The sequence below is a fragment of the Litoreibacter sp. genome, assembly GCF_058136045.1.
This window is the reverse complement of sequence record NZ_JBYVDD010000004.1, coordinates 125,019-144,981: the sequence shown is the minus strand read 5'-3', so window position 1 is coordinate 144,981 and position 19,963 is coordinate 125,019. Positions and strand designations below refer to the sequence as shown.

The following is a 19,963-nucleotide window of genomic DNA, read 5'->3' as shown; positions in this document are numbered from 1 at the left end:
ATATGCCCCACGCACAGATCAAATACACCGCCGACATGACCCTAGATACCAGCGCCATGCTGGAGCTGATCCAAACCACAATCGCCAATCACGATGCCGGGGCAGGGATTTGCAAAGGCCGCGCAAGCCGCATCGAAGACTACAAACATACCCATGTCATCATCAACGTCACCATGCTGCCCAAGGCGCACCGCGACGCAGAATTCATGAATACTCTCTTGGCCGATATGTCCGCAGGGCTGCGTGCAATCGTGGACCAACCCTGTGCCTTCTCGCTCGAGATTGGCTTTAACGGGCCGTACTACGTGACCGATACCCTGCAAGGCGCAGTGCCATGATCCCGGTTCAAGGATTTTCTGGCACGGTTGTTGCCGTTCTCGGCCTTGGTCGCTCCGGTCTTTCTGCGGCGCGCGCGCTACATGAGGGCGGCGCACAGGTGATCGTTTGGGACGACAACGAGAAGGCCCGCGATGTGGCAAAAGCCGAGGGCTTCACCCTGCGCGACCTCTCTAAACAAGGCGCATTCGACGGTGTGGAAACCTTGATCGTCTCGCCCGGTATCCCGCATCTCTACCCCACACCCAACAAAGTCATCCGCGCCGCATGGGACGCTGGCGTGCCGGTGGACAATGATATCTCGCTGTTCTTTAGGTCTTTCGCCACGGGCGAATGGGACAATTTCGAGCGCATCCCGAAAATCATCGCCGTGACTGGATCGAACGGTAAATCCACCACTTCGGCCCTGATCCACCACATCCTAGAGCACGCCAAACGCCCGACCCAACTTGCGGGAAACATCGGGCGCGGGGTGCTTGATATTGACCCCGCCATTGACGGTGAAGTCGTGGTGCTGGAGCTGTCGAGCTATCAAACCGACCTCGCACGCGCGCTGACGCCTGACGTGGCCGTCTTTACCAACCTCAGCCCCGACCACCTTGGCCGCCACCACGGGCAGGGCGGGTATTTCGCTGCCAAGCGGCGTCTGTTTGCCGAGGGCGGGCCGGATCGCTGCATCATCGGTGTGGATGAGGACGAGGGGCAATATCTGGCCAATCAACTGGCGGGAAATGCGGCCGATGACCGGGTTATTCAGGTCTCCGCATCGCGTAAACTCACCGGCCCGGGTTGGAACATCTACGCCAAGAAGGGCTTCCTGTCTGAGTGGCGCAAGGGCAAACAAATGGCCTCCATCGACCTGCGCAAAATCGACGGGCTGCCCGGCGCGCATAACCACCAAAACGCCTGCGCCGCCTATGCCGCATGTCGCTCTGTGGGCCTTGCCCCGCGGGTGATCGAGGCGGCGTTCCATAGCTTTGCAGGCCTGCCGCACCGCTCGCAAATGGTCGGCGAAGTGGGTGGTGTGAAATTCGTCAATGATAGCAAAGCCACCAATGTAGACAGCGCCGCCAAGGCCCTGCAAGCGTTCAAAAATATCCGCTGGATCTGCGGCGGGCTGGAGAAAGAAGGCGGCTTGGACGGCTTGCTCCCGCATCTGGGAGCCGTCACCAAAGCCTACGTCATCGGGCGCGAAGCCGCGCGTTTCGCCATGCAACTCGGCGACTTGTCCCACGAGGTCTGCACCGACATGGCCACCGCCGTCGCGCGCGCCGCCTCTGACGCGCAAGACGGCGATACAGTCCTGCTGGCCCCCGCCGCCGCAAGTTTCGACCAATACGACAACTTCGAGAAACGCGGCGAGGATTTTATCGCGCAGGTGCAGGCTGTGGCGAAGGTTTGAGTGACGGTGGAGAGTTAAAGCCAAGATTAGAAGTGGCCGTTTGTTTAAAACCCACTGAACCTTTCAAAAACTTCAGCCGCGCGCATAATGCGTGGCACGTCCGTTGATATTACATCGGTAGGCAAGGCGGAGCAGTCATAGGTGGCTACGCTGTTGCCGGGGTCTGCAATCGTTGAATAATACACCAAAGTAAGTTCTCGGCCGCGCATGATTTGATCAAAAAACGGGGCTACGAGCGTTGGCGATGACACCGCTTTAAGGTTGCTTAGCTCCGACGCAACTAACCTCTTGAAGACCTCCTCCAAACTTTTATCAGAAGCCAACATGATCTTACCGGGCGGGTGCAGCAAACCTGCATAATGAGTGTCGTCGTCGTCACGTCTTGTCAGAAGTACACGTGTGCTGTTGTCGCGCCTGAATAATGGGATAACGACAAAGGTTGGTGTGACAACAAGGCGAGCCACAGCTTCAAATAGAACTTTTGGAAGATGTCCAGGTTCAAGTCCACCTAGCTCCGTTGCTAAGGTGGAAATGTCAGGTTGATTGGCCAAATTGAAAATCCTTTTCCATCTGATGCGCCTCACATTGCATTCACTCAAAATAATTCAATGCCCGTAAGCCGCGACCCGCTCCGCCTCGCTCAAAACGTAGGGCTTCACCAACGGACGCCCGTCCTCGCCAAACAGCGGGTTTTGTTTCCATCTCCCGTTTAACCGTGACCTCAAGATATTGCGGACCGAGCGCAGGACAAGCTTGGCGACGCTGCCATGTGGCAGTGGCACGCTGGCGGTGGCTTGCTCGGTTTTATATTTCAGTAAAATCGGGCCGAGTGCGTCCTGCCCGGCGGTCATATTTTCCACCATGAACCCCATGAATGAAACCTTAGGCGTGCCCATGGTGTTGCAGATCGGCGTGTTGCAACAAGTGGTATGCCACCGATACAGGCCCTTCTTGGCCAGTTGCAGCACTGCCAATTTATCGAGGCCAGAGGTGATTTCTACCTGATAGGGTTGGGTCTGATACACCTCGGTTCCGCCTGCATTATCCATGATTGAGCGCGCAGGATTCAAATGGCGGGCGGCGGCTTGGCAATCAGTGCAGTAGCAAAATGCGTGGTTCCCAGTCGCCGGGGATGCATCGTGAATAACAGCATGGAACGCGCCGCATTGGCACGCAAGGGTCACATCGTTGGTCATTGGTCGCTCCTAACGGCTCACTCTATCATCGCGGCCCAACCTCCTCAGCGCAATTGCAAAACTAGAGACTGGATTGCAAAGGCTTTTACCGTTATGATGCCGCCCATAGACCCGAAAAATCGGGCGGTTGAGGCAGTTAAGGCGGTATTTCTCATGACTGAGATGGTGTATGGCACCGCTCTGGTACACCCAGGCGAGCCTATTTTACCCAAATGGTGGCGTACGTTGGATCGTTGGTCGATGATCTGCGTCTTTGCGCTGTTTGGCATTGGATTATTGCTGGGCTTGGCCGCGTCGCCGCCCTTGGCCGAGAAAAACGGCCTCGACCCGTTCCACTATGTCTCGCGGCAGGCGTTCTTTGGCTGCGTGGCCCTGTGCACCATGCTCATCGTGTCGATGATGTCGACCGTGCTGGTGCGCCGCCTCGCGATTATGTTCTTCATCGTCACCCTGATCGCACTGGCCCTGCTGCCCGTCTTCGGCACCGACTTCGGCAAAGGTGCCACGCGCTGGTACTCCTTCGGGTTTGCCTCGCTGCAACCGTCTGAGTTTCTCAAACCGGTGTTCATCGTTACCTCGGCATGGCTGATTGCAGCCAGTCAGGAAATCAACGGCCCGCCCGGTAAAACCTATTCCATGATCCTGACCCTTGTTGTCGTGGGATTTCTCGCGATGCAGCCTGATTTTGGCCAAGCCTGCTTGGTTCTATTTGGCTGGGGCGTGGTTTATTTCGTTGCTGGCGCACCGATGATTTTGCTGCTGGGCATGGCCGGGGCCGTGGTCTTCGCGGGCGTCACCGCCTATTCGCTATCCGAGCATTTTGCCCGCCGCATCGACGGCTTCCTCAGCACCGAAGTCGACCCGACCACCCAACTTGGCTACGCCACGAATGCCATCCGCGAGGGTGGATACTTCGGCGTGGGCGTCGGCGAAGGCTCGGTCAAATGGTCCCTGCCAGATGCGCATACCGACTTCATTATCGCCGTCGCCGCCGAGGAATACGGGCTGGTTATGGTGCTCTGTATCATCGCGCTTTACGCGACCTTCACCCTGCGCTGCCTGTATCGTTTGATGAAAGAACGCGACCCGTTCACCCGCCTTGCAGGCACCGGGCTGGTTGCCATGTTCGCTATGCAGGCGACCATTAATATGGGCGTCGCCGTGCGGCTTTTACCCGCCAAAGGCATGACGCTTCCCTTCGTCTCCAACGGTGGTTCCTCGCTCATCGCGGGCGGCATTGCGCTCGGTATGCTGCTGGCCTTCACCCGAGAGCGCCCACAAGACGAGATGCGCGATATCCTTCTCAGCCGGAGACGCTAACCCATGTCAGAGGCACCCCTATTGGTTATCGCGGCAGGCGGCACCGGCGGGCATATGTTCCCCGCACAAGCACTGGCCGAGGCGATGCTGGCCAAGGGCTGGCGTGTGAAACTGTCCACCGACGCACGCGGCGCGCGCTATACCGGCGGCTTCCCCCATTCAGTTCAAATTGAGCAAGTCAAATCCGCCACCTTCGCGCGGGGCGGCATCGCGGGCAAACTCAGCGCGCCGTTCAAGCTGGCTGCGGGCGTTGCATCTGCCATGCTGGGCTTTCGCCGTGACCGCCCGGCTGTGGTCGTTGGCTTTGGCGGCTACCCAAGTTTCCCCGCAATCTCCGCTGCCTATCTGATGAAACTGCCCCGTGCCATCCACGAGCAAAACGGCGTGCTTGGTCGCGTGAATAAACTCTTTTGTAGCCGTGTTGATAGCGTGGCTTGCGGCACATGGCCCACCGATTTGCCCGAAAATATCGAGGGCATATTCACCGGAAACCCCGTGCGCTCCGCTGTGCTAGAGCGCGCAGGTGCCGGCTATATTTCCCCCGGTGATTACCCGATGAGCATCGTTGTTATTGGTGGCAGCCAAGGTGCGCGCATCTTGTCGCAAACTGTACCAGACGCCATCGCAGCCCTGCCCGATGCCCTGAAATCCAACCTACGTATTGCCCACCAAGCCCGCGACGAGGATGCGGAAATGGCCACGGCCACTTACGTCAAGGCAGGTCTCAACGCCGAGGTCGCGCCCTTTTTCCAAGATGTGCCCGCGCGCTTTGCCGAGGCGCAATTGGTCATCTCGCGCTCTGGCGCATCGTCAGTGGCGGATATTTCCGTCATTGGTCGCCCGTCAATTTTGATCCCGTTTGCGGCCGCCACTGGCGATCACCAAACCGCCAATGCGCGCGGCTTGGTTGATGCAGGCGCTGCGATCATGATCCCCGAGGATCAGCTCACCCCCCAGACCCTAACCGCCAGCATTGAAATGGTGCTGAATGATCCCGGCGCCGCCTTGAAAATGACCCAAGCCGCCCTGTCCGTGTCACGCCCTGACGCCACGCAAGGGCTTGTCGAAATAGTAGAAACTCTCGCAAGTAAGAACCCATGAACGCATCAGCCACAAAACTCCCGCTAGAACTTGGCGCCATCCACTTTGTGGGCATTGGCGGCATTGGCATGTCTGGCATCGCCGAAGTCCTGTTGAACCTTGGCTACACAGTCCAAGGCTCTGATATGAAAACCTCCAAGATCACCGATAGGTTGGAACGTCTGGGCGCTACGATCTTTGAAGGCCAGCACGCTGATAACCTCGACAATGCCGACGTCGTCGTGATTTCCTCCGCCATCAAACCCGGCAATGCCGAGCTGGACGCAGCGCGCCTTAAAGGTCTGCCCGTTGTGCGCCGCGCCGAAATGCTGGCCGAGCTGATGCGCCTCAAATCCAACATCGCCGTTGCAGGCACCCATGGTAAAACCACCACCACCACGATGGTTGCGGCCCTGCTCGATGCAGGCGGCATTGACCCGACCGTGATCAATGGCGGCATCATCCACGCCTATGGCTCGAACGCGCGCGTGGGCCAAGGCGAATGGATGGTCGTCGAGGCCGACGAGAGCGACGGGACTTTCAATCGTCTTCCCGCCACCATCGGCATCGTCACCAATATCGACCCCGAGCATATGGAGCACTGGGGCACCTTCGATAACCTGCGCCAAGGCTTCCTTGATTTCGTCTCCAACATTCCTTTCTACGGCCTCGCCGTGTGCTGTACCGACCACCCCGAAGTCCAAGCACTTGTCGGCAAAATCACCGATCGCCGCGTCGTCACTTTCGGCTTTAACGCCCAAGCCGATGTGCGCGCCGTTAACCTAACCTACAAAGCAGGCGTGGCGCATTTCGATATCGAGCTGCAAAACGACGACATCACCATCGAAGGCTGCTCGCTCCCCATGCCCGGCGATCACAACGTCTCCAACGCATTATCCGCCGTCGCAGTCGCGCGCCACCTCGGCATGAAGGCCGAGCAAATCAAGCAAGCCCTCGCCAGCTTCGGCGGCGTCAACCGTCGCTTTACCAAAGTGGGCGAAGTCGATGGCGTGATCTTCATCGACGATTACGGCCACCACCCGGTCGAGATCGCCGCCGTCCTCAAAGCCGCACGCCAAGCCACCGAGGGCCGCGTCATCGCCATCCACCAGCCGCACCGCTTCTCGCGCCTACACTCGCTTTTCGACGACTTCTGTTCGTGCTTCAATGACGCCGATGTCGTTGGCATCACCGATATCTTTTCCGCAGGCGAGGACCCAATCGAGGGCGCAGGCCGTGACGATCTGGTCGCAGGCTTACTGCGCCACGGCCACCGCCACGCGCGCGCAGTCCATGACGAGGATGACCTCGTGCGCCTCGTGCGCGAACAAGCCAAACCCGGTGATATGGTCGTGTGCCTTGGCGCAGGCTCCATCAGCGCTTGGGCAAACGCGTTGCCTGCTAGAATAGAGGCCAAAACCAAAGCAGGAACCTCAAAATCTACTAAATTAGCCGCAAAAGGTGAGAAATGACTGACTTTCATTCTTCCTTCCTTAACGTCACGCTCCCCCTCAAGCAGACCTATTTTACATTGAATTTGGCACATTTAGCATGAGTATTTCACTGATAGCAGTCTTCATTTGGCTGATCGCAGCCAACCTCGCGGCCATGCTGCCCTCCAGCGATAACCTGTGGCGTCGCGCCTATATCCTCATCGCAATCGGCGTGCCGCTGCTGGGCTGGGTCACCTACGAGAACGGCCCGTGGATCGGCCTCGCATGCATGGCCGCAGGCGCCTCAATGCTGCGCTGGCCCCTGCGTTATTTGGCCCGCTGGATGAAGCGCAAAGCCGTGGGCGAGCCTGCCGAATAGCTCGCCTCCCTTGTACCCTCACGCGCCTGCATCCATACTTCGCCCCATGGTGGAGATTGCTGACATAATTGACCGCGGCAGCCTAGAGGCTTGGCTGAACGATCAACCTGATATCCGCGCGGCATCGAACATCATCGCGCACCGCACCGCTATGCGGGTTCTGCCCCTTGCATGGAACTGGTTCGCCAGCCCCGCACGCAAAGCTGATGTGGCACCCTTGTCAGTTTTAAGGGTATCCTTGACCTCTGGGGTGGTTTGCTCCGCAGGCACCCCAGAGGTCAGAGCCGCCGCCTATTCAGCCGCCCGTTCCGCCGTCCTTTCCTCCGATTCCGCCGTCGGTTCCGCCGTCCTTTCCGCCGTCTTTTCCGCCGATTCCGCCGCCGCTTCCGCCGCCGATTCCGCCGCCGCTTCCGCCCAGTCTGCCGCCTTTTCCGCCGCCGACATATGGCCCTCAATCCGCGCAGATTGCGCCAACCTGATCGCAGGCGTCGACCTTACCACTCAATCCCTCTGGCCCACATCAAACCCGCAGGCTGATCAGATGTGGCAGGACCTAAAATCCACCCTGCAAGCGCGCTCCACCGGATCCAAGGCCACAGCGCGCGGCGCGCCTGCGCTTGATTACACCTTCTGGATCAATTGGTATGATCATGCCTTAGCTGGCACCGAAACCCGCTGGGACATGCTCACCGAGGTGGCACTGCTGGACGATAAGATTTGGCAGGGCAACGCCAACGCCCTGATGGACGAAATCCACGCGATAGAGCGCAAGCACGCCACCGCCGCGACCCCATATGCAGAACGGATCGAGGAAAACCCCGATACACATAAGTTGCGCTCGGTCCCGCTGTCTCAGTTGCCAGCCGACCGTGGTCACGACATTGCGGATCGGTTGCGCGATGCGGCTGAAATCATCCCCGTCAACGACCCTAGCGCGAACGCGCAATACGCGTCTTTAGGGCCGGACATTGAATATCTGAAATCTGGGGTCGAGAAATATCACGGGAGGCCTGCACGTCTTTATGATGTGGTCATGGCCGTGACTGCACGCCTTGAGCACCGAATACAGGTTGGCGATTGCCCGACGCCGGAACAAGACGTCCTTATTGGTGCGTTGCGCAGCGAGTTACTGTCCGTCACAGATGACTTGCGCATCTTTGATCCAGAGGTCCGCAATGTTGTAGAAATCCGACAACTCGACAAGGCAGACAAGGCGCAACCCGAGGATAAAGAGGCATTGGCCGAGGCCGCCAAAGAGCTTTCCCCGGTGTCAGAGGGGGCGCTTGCGCAGGGATGGCGCGAAGATGCATATGTTTTGCGCGACCCTATGGCTACCCCGCAAGAAACCAGACAGGCGATCTACCGCATTTCCAGCCGCATCATTCGTGTTGTCGGGCTAAGTTACAAAACAGGAAACACAACGCTATCTGAAGTCGCGAGCCTATCCAAAAATGTTGGAACCATCGTGAAAAACTCTGCCTATGTCGCTGTCGCTTATAAAATTGCGGTTGCGCTTTTTTCATAACGGTAGGGTGGGGTTCACCCCACCGCGCTGCAAACGCCCACTTTCCCCCTTGCCCAATTCCGCTCACATATTTAGCAGTCTTCGCATGACCAATTTACCGACCCCCCGTGGCACCCTGACCCTTGATCGCCCTCTTGCGGACCTCACTTGGTTGCGTGTTGGCGGGCCTGCCACGGCGTTGTTCCAGCCCGCTGACCGCGATGATCTGGCCGTGTTTTTGCGCGATCTTGACCCATCTGTGGCCATCTTTCCCATCGGCGTCGGCTCCAACCTGATCGTGCGTGATGGCGGCCTTGATGCCGTCGTGATCCGCCTTGGGCGTGGCTTTAATGGCATTGAATTTGACGGCAACCGCATCACTGTTGGCCCCGCCATGTTGGACGCCCATGTGGCGCGCAAAGCCGCCGATCAAGGTCTTGATCTGACCTTCCTGCGCACCATCCCCGGTGCCATTGGTGGCGCTATATGTATGAATGCGGGCTGCTATGGCAGCTATATGGCCGATGTTTTTGTGGAACTGACCGCGATTACGCGCAGCGGTGAAGTGGTGACATTAGGCGCGGATGAGTTGCAATTTGCCTACCGCTCCTCGCAGCTCCCCGAGGGTTTGGTGATCGTGCAGGCGGTGCTGCAAGCGCCCTCCGGCGATCCTGCCACGTTACACCAGCGCATGGCCGACCAGCTCGCCAAGCGCGACGCGACCCAACCCACCAAAGACCGCACCGCCGGAAGTACGTTTAGAAACCCCGCCGGATACTCCTCCACCGGGCGCGCCGATGACGTGCATGACCTCAAGGCATGGAAGGTTATCGAAGACGCAGGTTTGCGCGGATTTCAACACGGCGCAGCCCAAATGAGCGAGAAACACCCCAATTTCCTAATCAACACCGGAGGCGCCACAGCCGCCGAGTTGGAAGATTTGGGCGACTTGGTACGGAAAAAGGTTCTCAAACACAGTGGAATAGAGTTACAATGGGAAGTGCTTCGGGTGGGAAAACACCTACCAGAGGCGTAAATAACTATATGTAGGGGTCGTTAGAGTCTCACATACAATAACAAGTCCCAAGAAGGGGCATTTGAGGCGGATATGTCGAGCAGGACAATTCGCAAAGTGGTGGTTTTGATGGGCGGCCCCTCGGCAGAGAGGGATGTTTCGCTGTCCTCTGGGCGTGATTGCGCCGCTGCATTGCGTGAAACGGGCTATGAAGTTGTGGAATTGGACGCAGGTCCAGACCTTGCCGCGCGCCTTGGCGAGGCCAAGCCCGATGTGGTGTTCAACGCGCTGCATGGCCGCTGGGGCGAGGACGGCTGCGTGCAAGGCCTGCTTGAATGGCTGCGCATTCCCTACACACATTCCGGCGTGCTGGCCTCGGCTATGGCGATGGATAAAGAACGCTCCAAGCAAATTTACCGCGAGGCCGGATTGCCGGTGGTGGATAGCATTCTGGCCCCCAAGGCCGATGTCATCGCAGGTCATGTGATGCCCACGCCCTATGTCGTGAAACCTAACAATGAAGGCTCGTCCGTTGGCGTCTATCTGGTTGATGAGGCCGCCAATGGCCCGCCCAAACTGGACGATAACATGCCTGATATCGTGATGGTCGAAGCCTTCGCGCCGGGCCGTGAATTAACTACGTCTGTGATCGGCGACCGCGCCTTGGTGGTGACCGATATTCTAACGGATGGCTGGTATGATTATGACGCCAAATATGTAGAGGGCGGCTCGCGCCATGTGGTGCCCGCGGATATCCCCCAAGAGATAGAAGCGCTGTGCCTTGACTATGCATTGCGTGCTCATGATGCGCTTGGGTGTCGCGGCGTGACGCGCACTGATTTTCGCTGGGACGAGGCGCGCGGCGCGGACGGTTTGATCTTGCTGGAGACCAATACCCAACCCGGTATGACGCCCACCTCGCTCACGCCTGAACAGGCCCAAAAGACCGGCATGAGCATGGCGCAGCTGTGCCAATGGATGGTGGAGGACGCGACATGCGACCGATAAAGTTACGCGCCAAATCCAACCCTGATTATGACCCATCTCCAAGCCGCTGGGCCTACCGGATGGAGCGCCTGTGGCTAACGCCTGTCTTCCGCAAGCTGGTGCGCGTGGGTATGCCATGTACTTTGGTGGTCGCGTTGCTAGGGCTGTATTTCTCTGATGCGCAGCGCCAGACTGCCATCTCCGAGAAGGTTGCCGAAATTCGCCGCTCGATTGAAGAGCGCCCGGAATTCATGGTCAAACTGATGGCCATCGACGGGGCCTCGCCCGGCCTGAACAGCGCAATCCGCGAGGTGATGCCTGTCGATCTGCCGCTGTCCAGCTTTGATCTGGATCTTGAGGCGATGCGCAAACAAGTTGAAAGCCTTGATGCGGTCAAGCGCGTCAATGTGCGTGTGCGCTCTGGCGGGTTGTTGCAAATTAACGTGGTCGAGCGTGTGCCTTCGGTGATTTGGCGCGGGCCGGATGGGCTGGAATTGCTGGACAATGGCGGGCACCGCGTGTCGGCGTTGGAGCGCCGCGCCGCGCGCCCTGATCTGCCGTTGATTGCGGGCGAGGGGGCAGACACCACCGTCGGTGAAGCATTGGCCCTGTTGAAGCGCGCCGCGCCAATCCGTGACCGGGTGATTGGTATCGTGCGCGTTTCCGAGCGCCGCTGGGACCTGATCCTAACCCGCAAACAACGCATCATGTTGCCTGCCCAGCAACCCGACCTAGCGCTGGACCGTGTGCTGGCTTTGAACGAGGCGCAAGACCTGCTGAGCCGCGATGTGACCCATATTGATATTCGTAACCCCGACCGTCCGACACTGCGGATGTCCTCTGACGCGCTAGCCTCCATGCGTGAAATGCAGGGCATCAAAGTGAAAAACAATTAAGAAACGAAAGACGCGAACGCCATGACCGATCTGTATCAATCTCAACGAGCCATGAGAAACAAACGCGAAACAGCCATGCAGCGGGGCGTCATCGCCGTGCTGGATGTGGGGTCTTCCAAGATTGCCTGTCTGGTTTTGCGCTTTGACGGGCCAGACAGCTTTCGCGATAGCGACGGGGTTGGCTCTATGGCCGGGCAATCCTCCTTTCGGATCATCGGCGCGGCAACCACACGCTCGCGCGGGGTGCGTTTTGGCGAAATCGACGCCATGCACGAGACCGAGCGCGCCATCCGCACCGCAGTGCAAGCCGCGCAGAAAATGGCGGGCGTTCGGGTCGACCACGTGATTGCTTGCTTCGCGGGTGCAAGTCCGCGCTCCTACGGGCTTGCCGGAAGTGTCGAGCTGCATGACGGCGCCGTTACTGATAATTGCATTGCCCGCGTTTTGTCCTCGTGCGACGTGCCGGACTATGGCGAGAACCGCGAAATCCTGCATGCGCAGCCGGTGAACTTTGCCGTGGACCACCGCTCTGGCCTTGGCGATCCGCGCGGGCAGGCGGGCAACGCGCTCTCGGTTGATATGCATATGCTTTCGGTGGACCGTACGCCGATCGAAAACCTGCTTTACTGTATCAAGCGCTGTGATCTGGAACTGGCGGGGATCGCCTCTTCCAGCTACGCCTCCGGCATATCCTCACTGGTTGAGGACGAGCAGGAATTGGGCGCGGCCTGTATTGATTTGGGTGGCGGTTCTACCGGCATCTCTATCTTTATCAAAAAGCACATGATCTATGCCGACACCGTGCGGATGGGCGGGGATCATGTGACCTCTGACATCTCTCAGGGTTTGCAAGTTCCCATGGCCACGGCAGAGCGCATCAAAACCTTCTATGGCGGGGTGCAAGCCACGGGTATGGACGACCGCGACATGATCGACCTCAGCTCTGACACTGGTGACTGGGAACATGACCGCCGTTCGGTCTCGCGTGCCGAGGTCATCGGGGTTATGCGTCCGCGCATGGAGGAAATCCTCGAAGAGGTCCGTGTCCGCCTTGATGCCGCCGGGTTTGAACACTTGCCCAGCCAGCGTATTGTGCTGACAGGTGGTGGCTCGCAATTGCCGGGCCTCGACGGGCTGGCCACACGTATCTTGGGACAACAAGTCCGCCTTGGCCGCCCGCTTCGGGTGCAAGGATTGCCGCAATCCGTCACCGGACCAAGCTTCTCGGCGGCGGTTGGCACATGCCTGTTTGCCGCACACCCGCAAGACGAATGGTGGGACTTTGACATTCCCGTCGAGGGCTACCCCGCACGATCTTTGAAGCGTGCCGTAAAGTGGTTCAAAGACAATTGGTGAGGGGCACCCAGCGTTCAAGCCATTAAGTAACTGTTTTTACTTCGCTATTGCTACATTTTGCGGCGATAATCTAAAATTCACGTTTACGTCTTAAATCTCTCGGGTAGTTGGCGGCAGTAGCGCCGTGCAAACTGCGAACGAGTGAAGCTGTAATGGCGAATTATACATTGGGCCTTTGGGCCAATACTGGCTTGGACTATGGGACTTTTATTGGTGACGGCTTTACCTTCAGCCAGTTAACCAATAGCGCGCACACAGTAGTGGCCAGTGATGATGATGCTATCCTTAATGATTGGACGTCAGGCTCGTATAATGGGACCGCCACTGCCGCAGCATATGACGGCGACACGACCTCTGTCGTCGTGTCGTCTGACATTCCCGGCTTTAACCCCGGCGAGATGGTGACGTCAGGGCGGTGGTTCGAGTTGCAGTATACGGACCCGACTACCGGTTTGACCGAGACACTGGACGCATTCTTACTGTGGGACGACACGAGTGATACCGACTATGTGAGCGGTGGCTCCACGACCTACGTCTTTGCAACGGAACCGTTCTTGGATGGGGTAACCTATTGGGTTGTTGGTATAGACGAGAATGCGGGGGTTCCATGGTCGGCGCTCGCCCCACTTTGCTTGGCGGGTGGAACATTGGTGGCGACGCCTGATGGGCAACGCCGGGTTGAGGAGCTGCGCGTCGGCGATTTAGTTCTGACGCAGGACCATGGGCCACAAAAGGTCAGGTGGCTGGCCTCTCATAGTTTAGAGGCTCGTGAGCTTCGCATCAGGCCAAAGTACAGGCCGATTAAAATCTCGGCAGGGGTTTTGGGGGAAGGCCTGCCAGAGCGGGATTTGTTGGTCAGCCCGCAGCACCGCATCATGGTTCGCTCCAAAATTGCACAAAGACTGTTTGGTACGGCAGAAGTTCTTGTTCCGGCGATTAAACTGACAGGGGTTCAGGGGGTCGAGCAAACCCAAGGCGAACAAGGCGTAATCTACTGGCATGTCCTGTTCGACCAACACCAGATTATTTTTGCCGAGGGTGCTCCGACGGAAAGCCTGTTTGTGGGCGTGCAGGCGTTAAGTGGTTTGCCACAGGGCGCGCGTGAAGAAATCGAGATGTTGTTTCCCGAGATTGTAAACTCGGACTTCAAGCCGTCCCTTGTTCGCCTCGTTCCTGACAGTGGTCGGCAAGTGAAGGAGTTGCTTCGGCGACATCAAAAAAACCACATGCCCATTCTGTCCACCATGCCGACCTGAGGGTTAATTGCGCAAAAGCGCTAAGGTGCATCTATGCGTGACATTTGCCGTAATATACGCTAGATTGCAGATAGTGCCCGTAAGAGGCAAATCAGGCCGAGCAGTGGCCCACAGTAAATGTCGAAATGATTCCGTTTGAAACGTCGCTTTCAGACGTTCTCCTTTTGTCTTGTGTCCATTCCTAACATTTCCACGATATGTCGGGTGCTAGGCGAAATGTTGCCTGAAATTGACCAAATTATTCCATATTTTGTGGCAAAAATACCTTTTTTGCGTGACCTTAGCCTCGACACCAGATAGAATTTTGTCAAACGAGGCAAAAACATAAGGGCCGCAAAGGCCTGTATCGTTAAATGTTAGACACTTATTTCTAAGCGGGCGGACCAGCAAATGACACTTAATCTTCGGATGCCAGACCAGGCAGATCTCAAACCACGCATCACTGTTTTCGGTGTCGGCGGGGCAGGTGGCAATGCCGTGAACAACATGATCGAGAAAGAACTCGATGGCGTTGATTTTGTGGTTGCCAATACTGACGCGCAGGCGCTTCAGCAGGGCAAAGCCCCCGCTAAAATCCAAATGGGTGTCAAAGTTACCGAAGGTCTGGGTGCCGGTGCGCGCCCATCCGTTGGGGCCGCTGCCGCTGAGGAGACGATCGAAGAGATCGTGGACCAACTTGCGGGCGCTCACATGTGCTTCATCACTGCCGGTATGGGCGGTGGTACAGGAACCGGCGCCGCGCCAATTATCGCGCAGGCCGCACGCGAATTGGGCGTGCTGACTGTCGGTGTTGTGACCAAGCCCTTCCAGTTTGAGGGCGGCAAGCGCATGCGTCAGGCCGAGGAGGGTGTCGAAGCCCTGCAAAAGGTCGTCGATACGCTGATCATCATTCCAAACCAAAACCTGTTCCGTCTGGCCAACGAGAAAACCACCTTCACCGAGGCCTTCTCCATGGCCGATGACGTGTTGTATCAAGGTGTTAAAGGCGTCACCGATCTGATGGTGCGCCCCGGCCTGATCAACCTCGACTTCGCCGATGTGCGCGCCGTGATGGACGAGATGGGCAAAGCCATGATGGGCACAGGCGAGGCAGAGGGCGAAGATCGCGCCATTCAAGCCGCCGAAAAAGCCATCGCCAACCCGCTTCTCGACGAGATTTCCTTGCGCGGGGCCAAGGGCGTTCTGATCAACATCACCGGCGCTCACGACCTGACTTTGTTCGAGTTGGACGAAGCCGCCAACCGCATCCGCGAGGAAGTGGATCCAGAGGCGAACATCATCGTTGGTTCCACGCTAGACACCTCCATGGAGGGCAAAATGCGCGTCTCCGTTGTGGCAACCGGGATCGAAGCAACAGAAGAACTTCTGGCGCATCCGGTCGCGCGTCGCTCGCTGGCCGCTCCATTAACGCCAGAGCGTAACGAGCCGGCTCCGATGCCTGTGCCTGAACCTGCCGTTGCGCAAGCACCGACGGCAACTTTCGAGCAGCCCGTTGCGGCCGCGCCTGAGCCATCGCTTTTTGAGGGCATCGAGACGCATCACTCTGAAGCTGTCACCGAGGACGGTCTGCCTGCTCCGGTTTATTCCCCGGCACCTCAGCCAGCCTTCCAGCCGGTTGCCGCCGCAGAGCCAGCGCAGCCAATGTTCCAATCACGCCAACAAGCCGCGGCAGGCACTCCAACACCGGAAGCCATGCAGCGTTTGCGCGCCGCGGTCGGTCGTTCAGCGCCGCAAGAGCCTTTGCAGCATCAACCAGAAGTGGTCGAAACGCATCCTGCAGAAAAACCTCGGTTTGGCATCAACTCCCTGATCGGGCGTATGACAGGGGCAACAGAAGGCCATGCGCAACCTCAGCATCAGCCACAGGTCACTGCACCGGCGCCTCAGCCAGAGGCCAACTCTGAGCAGGATAAAATCGAAATCCCTGCTTTCTTGCGCCGACAAGCAAACTAGAAACACGTTATAACGCAACGTCGCAAGGCCGGGCTTGTCCCGGCCTTTGCTATTTTTAGTGCTAATTTTCAGTGTATTACCGATAAGCTGACGGAATGTGACAGTAATGTTGCAAACGGTCATAAAGAGTGAGTTGTGACATGGGCCTCCACCGCATATTTTAGTTCCAAACCAAGGGCCTGAGGGGGCTCACTGGGGTAGACAGTAACAACCAAACCAATGCTCGGTTTGATATGGGGGTCTTGCGTGCAAGCCACTTTGACACAGACGATCAGCTTTGAGGGCGTGGGCCTTCACTCCGGCAAGCCGGTCCGTATGGATGTGCATCCGGCAGCGGCTGGTTTTGGTATCTGGTTCAAGCGGACCGATGTCACGGGCGTAGATAACTTGATCCGCGCAATCTATTCCGCCGTTGGGGCCAAACCACTGTGCAGCGAGTTGACCAATGACGCGGGCGTGGGCGTTTCCACTGTGGAACATATCATGGCGGCTCTGGCGGGTTGCGGCATTCATAATGCGCTGGTTGAGTTGGACGGTCCTGAAGTTCCGATTATGGACGGCTGCTCTGCCGATTTCGTGCGGGCCATCGTCAAAGTGGGTGCACGTAAACAAGCTGCACGCCTGTATGCGATCGAGGTTCTTTCTCCCATTATGGTCGAGGAAAACGGGGCCATGGCAATGCTGACCCCTGCGGATGGCCTTGAGATCGACTTCCATATTGAATTTCCCGATGCCGCAATTGGCCGCCAACACATGGCGCTTGATATGCGGAACGGCACTTTTGTGCGTGAGCTGTCCGACAGCCGGACATTCTGCCGCAAGGCCGATATCGACATGATGCACGACAAGGGCCTTGCCCTCGGCGGCACCTATGAAAACGCAGTTGTCGTTGATGGCGATGATGTCCTTAGCCCGGGTGGTTTGCGCCATGCGGATGAGGCCGTTCGCCATAAAATGCTGGACGCGTTGGGCGATTTGGCCTTGGCAGGCGCACCTATCTTGGGGCGCTATACCGGTGTAAAAGCGGGACATGCCATGACCAACAAGCTGCTTCGCAAACTATTTGCTAACCCGTCGTCTTTCCGGTTTGTCCCGTGCTCCGCCGAGCAAGCGGCCCGCCTTCCAGGCGTCGGCGTACGCAAAGCAGACCTCGCTTTGGTCGCCTAATCCACATAAAGGCATTTTGCCCTGCAAAGAGATGTGCTAGACCACACAAAAGGGGCTGTGAACCGGATACCGGGGCGGCCAAAACATGAGGTTCGCGGTCACAATGACAGGGCGCAGCAGGTCACTTCTAAAAGTAATTACAGCGCTAGCGCTGGTCGTTGGACTGTCCGCCTGTGGTGGCGGTAAACGCGACGGGTTCCTTGCGAACTTCTGGGGTTCCAAAGAGGAAGCCCCGCTGGAATCATTCAGCCCGGAAGTCATCTACAAACGCGCTGAATTTGAGCTGGAAAGCCAAAATATCGACGAGGCCGTTCGCCTGTTTGGCGAGGTTGAGCGCCTGTACCCCTATTCGGAATGGGCCAAACGCGCGCTGATTATGCAGGCGTTTTCCTATCACGCTGACCACGACTACGAAAACTCTCGCGCTACCGCGCAACGCTTTATCGACTTCTACCCGGCAGATGAGGACGCACCTTACGCGCAATACCTGCTGGCAATCAGCTATTATGATCAAATTGATCAGGTTGGCCGTGACCAAGGCCTGACATTCCAAGCGTTGCAAGCTCTGCGCACGGTGATTGAACGCTATCCAAACAGCGAATACGCTAAATCCTCGATCCTGAAATTTGACCTCGCCTTTGACCATCTGGCGGGCAAAGAAATGGAAATCGGCCGCTACTACCTCAAGCGCGAGAACTTTTCCGCCGCCATTAACCGGTTCCGTGTTGTGGTCGAGGAGTTCCAAACCACGTCCCACACCGCTGAGGCGCTGCACCGTTTGGTTGAATCCTATCTGTCGTTGGGCCTGACCGACGAGGCGCAAACTGCGGCTGCGATTTTGGGTCACAATTACCAGTCGACCGGGTTTTATCAAGACAGCTATAACTTGCTGAAAGGTCGCGGGCTGGAGCCTGAGGCCGCGGGCAAAGGCTGGCTGCAAGACATCTACCGTCAAGTGGTTCGAGGCCGGTGGCTGTAAGCGTGGGCTGTTAACATGCTGCGCGCGCTAGATATTTCCGACATGCTCATCATTGACCGGCTGGCACTGGAATTCCAGCCGGGGCTTAATGTCCTGACCGGTGAAACCGGTGCGGGTAAGTCGATCTTGCTCGATAGCCTTGGTTTTGTGTTGGGCTGGCGTGGCCGCGCAGAACTGGTGCGCGCAGGGGCTGAAAAGGGCGAGGTTTGCGCGCAATTTGATTTGCCCGCCGATCACGCCGCTTGGGCGGTGCTGCAAGAGGCGGGCTTCGAGACTGACGGCGAGTTGATTCTACGCCGCGTTAACTATCCTGACGGGCGCAAGCAGGCCTATATCAACGATCGGCGCGCCTCGGGCGAGTTGCTGCGCCTGTTGTCTGCGACCCTGATAGAGCTGCATGGCCAACATGATGATCGGGGCATTCTAAACCCCAAAGCACACCGCGAAATGCTCGACAGTTTTGCCGGGTTGGACTTGGACAAGCTTGGGGTGCGTTGGAAGGCTATGACGGCGGCCACGCGCGAGTTGAAACGTGCCCAAAAGGCGCTGGATGCGATCCGTGCCGAGGAAGAGTTCCTGCGCCATGCGGTCGCGGAACTGGACGCGTTGGACCCCCAACCCGGCCAAGAGGCGGAGCTAGATGTGACACGCCGCCGGATGCAAGCCGGCGAGCGCATCCGTGATGATATCTCCAAAGCGTTGCAATCTCTGGGCCTCAACGGGGCCGAAGGGATGATCAATGATGCGACCCGCTGGCTTGATGGGGTTGGCGAAGAGGCCGAGGGCCAACTTGACGCGCCACTCGCAGCAATAGAGCGCGCGGTAGTCGAATTAGGTGAGGCTTATCAAGGTGTTGAAACCTGTTTCGAGCAGTTGCAGTTTGACCCTCTAGAGTTGGAGCAGGTCGAGGAGCAGTTGTTTGCGCTGCGTGGATTGGCCCGGAAGCATGATGTTCAGGCCGATGATCTGGCCAGTTTCGCCGATGGGCTACGTATTCGCCTTGCAGCCTTGGATGGCGGCGAGGTCGAGTTGGCAGACCTGCGCGCGAGTTTGGATATGGCCACCAAAGCCTACCAAATCGAGGCCGACCGGGTGAGCGACGTGCGCCGTGCGGCGGCGACAAAACTCGACAAAGCCATGGGCGTGGAACTCGCGCCTTTGAAGATGGAACGCGCGGTGTTCACCACTGATGTCACGCCCGAGTCCGCTGGCCCCGAGGGGCAGGATGACGTGTCCTTCACCGTCGCCACCAACCCCGGCGCGCCCTCTGGCCCGCTCAATAAAATTGCGTCCGGCGGCGAGTTGTCGCGGTTTTTGCTGGCCTTGAAAGTGTGCCTGACCGGATCAATTGACGGCGTGACGATGATTTTTGACGAAATTGACCGTGGGGTCGGCGGGGCGACCGCGGATGCGGTTGGCCGCAGGCTCAAGGCGTTGGCAGACGGCGGGCAAGTGTTGGTTGTCACCCATTCCCCGCAGGTGGCAGCCCTTGGTGGACATCATTGGCGTGTTGAAAAACAGGTGCGCGACGAGCAAACATTCTCGACCGTGATCTCGCTAAGTCCGGAAGCGCGCATTCAGGAAATCGCCCGCATGGTGGCTGGCGATAAGATTACTGACGCCGCAAAAGACGCCGCGCGCGCGTTGTTAAAACTCTAGCTCCTAGACCCTATGCGCCCTTTGTCCTAAGACAAGATGAAGAAA

General features: G+C 57.9%; 18 protein-coding genes. 16 read left to right on the top strand and 2 right to left on the bottom strand.

Annotated elements, in window-relative coordinates:
• Nucleotides 1-2: 2 nt before the first annotated feature.
• Nucleotides 3-338, top strand: coding sequence for a hypothetical protein (locus AC3Y7R_RS06125; protein ID WP_490041139.1), 336 nt, complete (start codon nt 3-5; stop codon nt 336-338).
• Entirely contained in the window at nt 335-1,738 is a 1,404-nt protein-coding gene (gene murD / locus AC3Y7R_RS06120; RefSeq protein ID WP_490041138.1) for a UDP-N-acetylmuramoyl-L-alanine--D-glutamate ligase, read from the top strand. Before AC3Y7R_RS06125 ends, murD begins: the two co-directional genes overlap by 4 nt.
• A 44-nt stretch (nt 1,739-1,782) precedes the next feature.
• Here the strand turns inward: murD and AC3Y7R_RS06115 are convergent, their stop codons facing one another.
• A complete protein-coding gene (locus AC3Y7R_RS06115) occupies nt 1,783-2,289 on the bottom strand; it encodes a hypothetical protein (RefSeq protein ID WP_490041137.1) in 507 nt (168 codons plus the stop codon).
• Between the two features lie 54 nt (nt 2,290-2,343).
• On the bottom strand, nt 2,344-2,934 hold the full coding sequence (locus AC3Y7R_RS06110) for a DUF6151 family protein (RefSeq protein ID WP_490041136.1): 591 nt from the start codon (nt 2,932-2,934) through the stop codon (nt 2,344-2,346).
• Nucleotides 2,935-3,087: 153 nt separating this feature from the next.
• On the opposite strand from AC3Y7R_RS06110, the gene ftsW reads away from it, so the two are divergent.
• From ftsW to recN, 14 genes are all read left to right on the top strand, one after another.
• Entirely contained in the window at nt 3,088-4,254 is a 1,167-nt protein-coding gene (gene ftsW / locus AC3Y7R_RS06105) for a putative lipid II flippase FtsW (protein WP_490041135.1), read from the top strand.
• A gap of 3 nt (nt 4,255-4,257) precedes the next feature.
• On the top strand, nt 4,258-5,355 hold the full coding sequence (locus AC3Y7R_RS06100) for a UDP-N-acetylglucosamine--N-acetylmuramyl-(pentapeptide) pyrophosphoryl-undecaprenol N-acetylglucosamine transferase (protein ID WP_490041134.1): 1,098 nt from the start codon (nt 4,258-4,260) through the stop codon (nt 5,353-5,355).
• Nucleotides 5,352-6,806, top strand: coding sequence for a UDP-N-acetylmuramate--L-alanine ligase (murC, locus tag AC3Y7R_RS06095; RefSeq protein ID WP_490041133.1), 1,455 nt, complete (start codon nt 5,352-5,354; stop codon nt 6,804-6,806). Before AC3Y7R_RS06100 ends, murC begins: the two co-directional genes overlap by 4 nt.
• Nucleotides 6,807-6,885: 79 nt before the next feature.
• Nucleotides 6,886-7,146, top strand: coding sequence for a DUF2484 family protein (locus tag AC3Y7R_RS06090; protein WP_490041132.1), 261 nt, complete (start codon nt 6,886-6,888; stop codon nt 7,144-7,146).
• Nucleotides 7,147-7,192: 46 nt separating this feature from the next.
• The gene (locus AC3Y7R_RS06085; RefSeq protein WP_490041131.1) at nt 7,193-8,671 is read left to right on the top strand and encodes a hypothetical protein; all 1,479 of its coding nucleotides are present in this window, start codon (nt 7,193-7,195) and stop codon (nt 8,669-8,671) included.
• An 85-nt stretch (nt 8,672-8,756) separates the two neighbouring features.
• Entirely contained in the window at nt 8,757-9,686 is a 930-nt protein-coding gene (gene murB, locus AC3Y7R_RS06080; RefSeq protein ID WP_490041130.1) for a UDP-N-acetylmuramate dehydrogenase, read from the top strand.
• Nucleotides 9,687-9,758: 72 nt separating this feature from the next.
• On the top strand, nt 9,759-10,673 hold the full coding sequence (locus AC3Y7R_RS06075; protein ID WP_490041129.1) for a D-alanine--D-alanine ligase: 915 nt from the start codon (nt 9,759-9,761) through the stop codon (nt 10,671-10,673).
• Nucleotides 10,661-11,548 carry a cell division protein FtsQ/DivIB gene (locus AC3Y7R_RS06070; protein ID WP_490041128.1) on the top strand — a complete coding sequence of 296 codons (888 nt, stop codon included), beginning with the start codon at nt 10,661-10,663 and terminating at the stop codon, nt 11,546-11,548. Before AC3Y7R_RS06075 ends, AC3Y7R_RS06070 begins: the two co-directional genes overlap by 13 nt.
• A gap of 21 nt (nt 11,549-11,569) precedes the next feature.
• A complete protein-coding gene (gene ftsA, locus AC3Y7R_RS06065; protein ID WP_490041127.1) occupies nt 11,570-12,904 on the top strand; it encodes a cell division protein FtsA in 1,335 nt (444 codons plus the stop codon).
• A gap of 152 nt (nt 12,905-13,056) precedes the next feature.
• Nucleotides 13,057-14,160, top strand: coding sequence for a Hint domain-containing protein (locus tag AC3Y7R_RS06060; protein WP_490041126.1), 1,104 nt, complete (start codon nt 13,057-13,059; stop codon nt 14,158-14,160).
• A 390-nt stretch (nt 14,161-14,550) separates the two neighbouring features.
• On the top strand, nt 14,551-16,113 hold the full coding sequence (ftsZ, locus tag AC3Y7R_RS06055; protein WP_490041125.1) for a cell division protein FtsZ: 1,563 nt from the start codon (nt 14,551-14,553) through the stop codon (nt 16,111-16,113).
• A gap of 246 nt (nt 16,114-16,359) precedes the next feature.
• Nucleotides 16,360-17,280 carry a UDP-3-O-acyl-N-acetylglucosamine deacetylase gene (lpxC, locus tag AC3Y7R_RS06050; protein WP_490041124.1) on the top strand — a complete coding sequence of 307 codons (921 nt, stop codon included), beginning with the start codon at nt 16,360-16,362 and terminating at the stop codon, nt 17,278-17,280.
• 103 nt (nt 17,281-17,383) lie between these two features.
• Nucleotides 17,384-18,259 carry an outer membrane protein assembly factor BamD gene (locus AC3Y7R_RS06045; RefSeq protein WP_490041411.1) on the top strand — a complete coding sequence of 292 codons (876 nt, stop codon included), beginning with the start codon at nt 17,384-17,386 and terminating at the stop codon, nt 18,257-18,259.
• 15 nt (nt 18,260-18,274) lie between these two features.
• Nucleotides 18,275-19,918 carry a DNA repair protein RecN gene (gene recN, locus AC3Y7R_RS06040; RefSeq protein ID WP_490041123.1) on the top strand — a complete coding sequence of 548 codons (1,644 nt, stop codon included), beginning with the start codon at nt 18,275-18,277 and terminating at the stop codon, nt 19,916-19,918.
• Nucleotides 19,919-19,963: the final 45 nt, after the last annotated feature.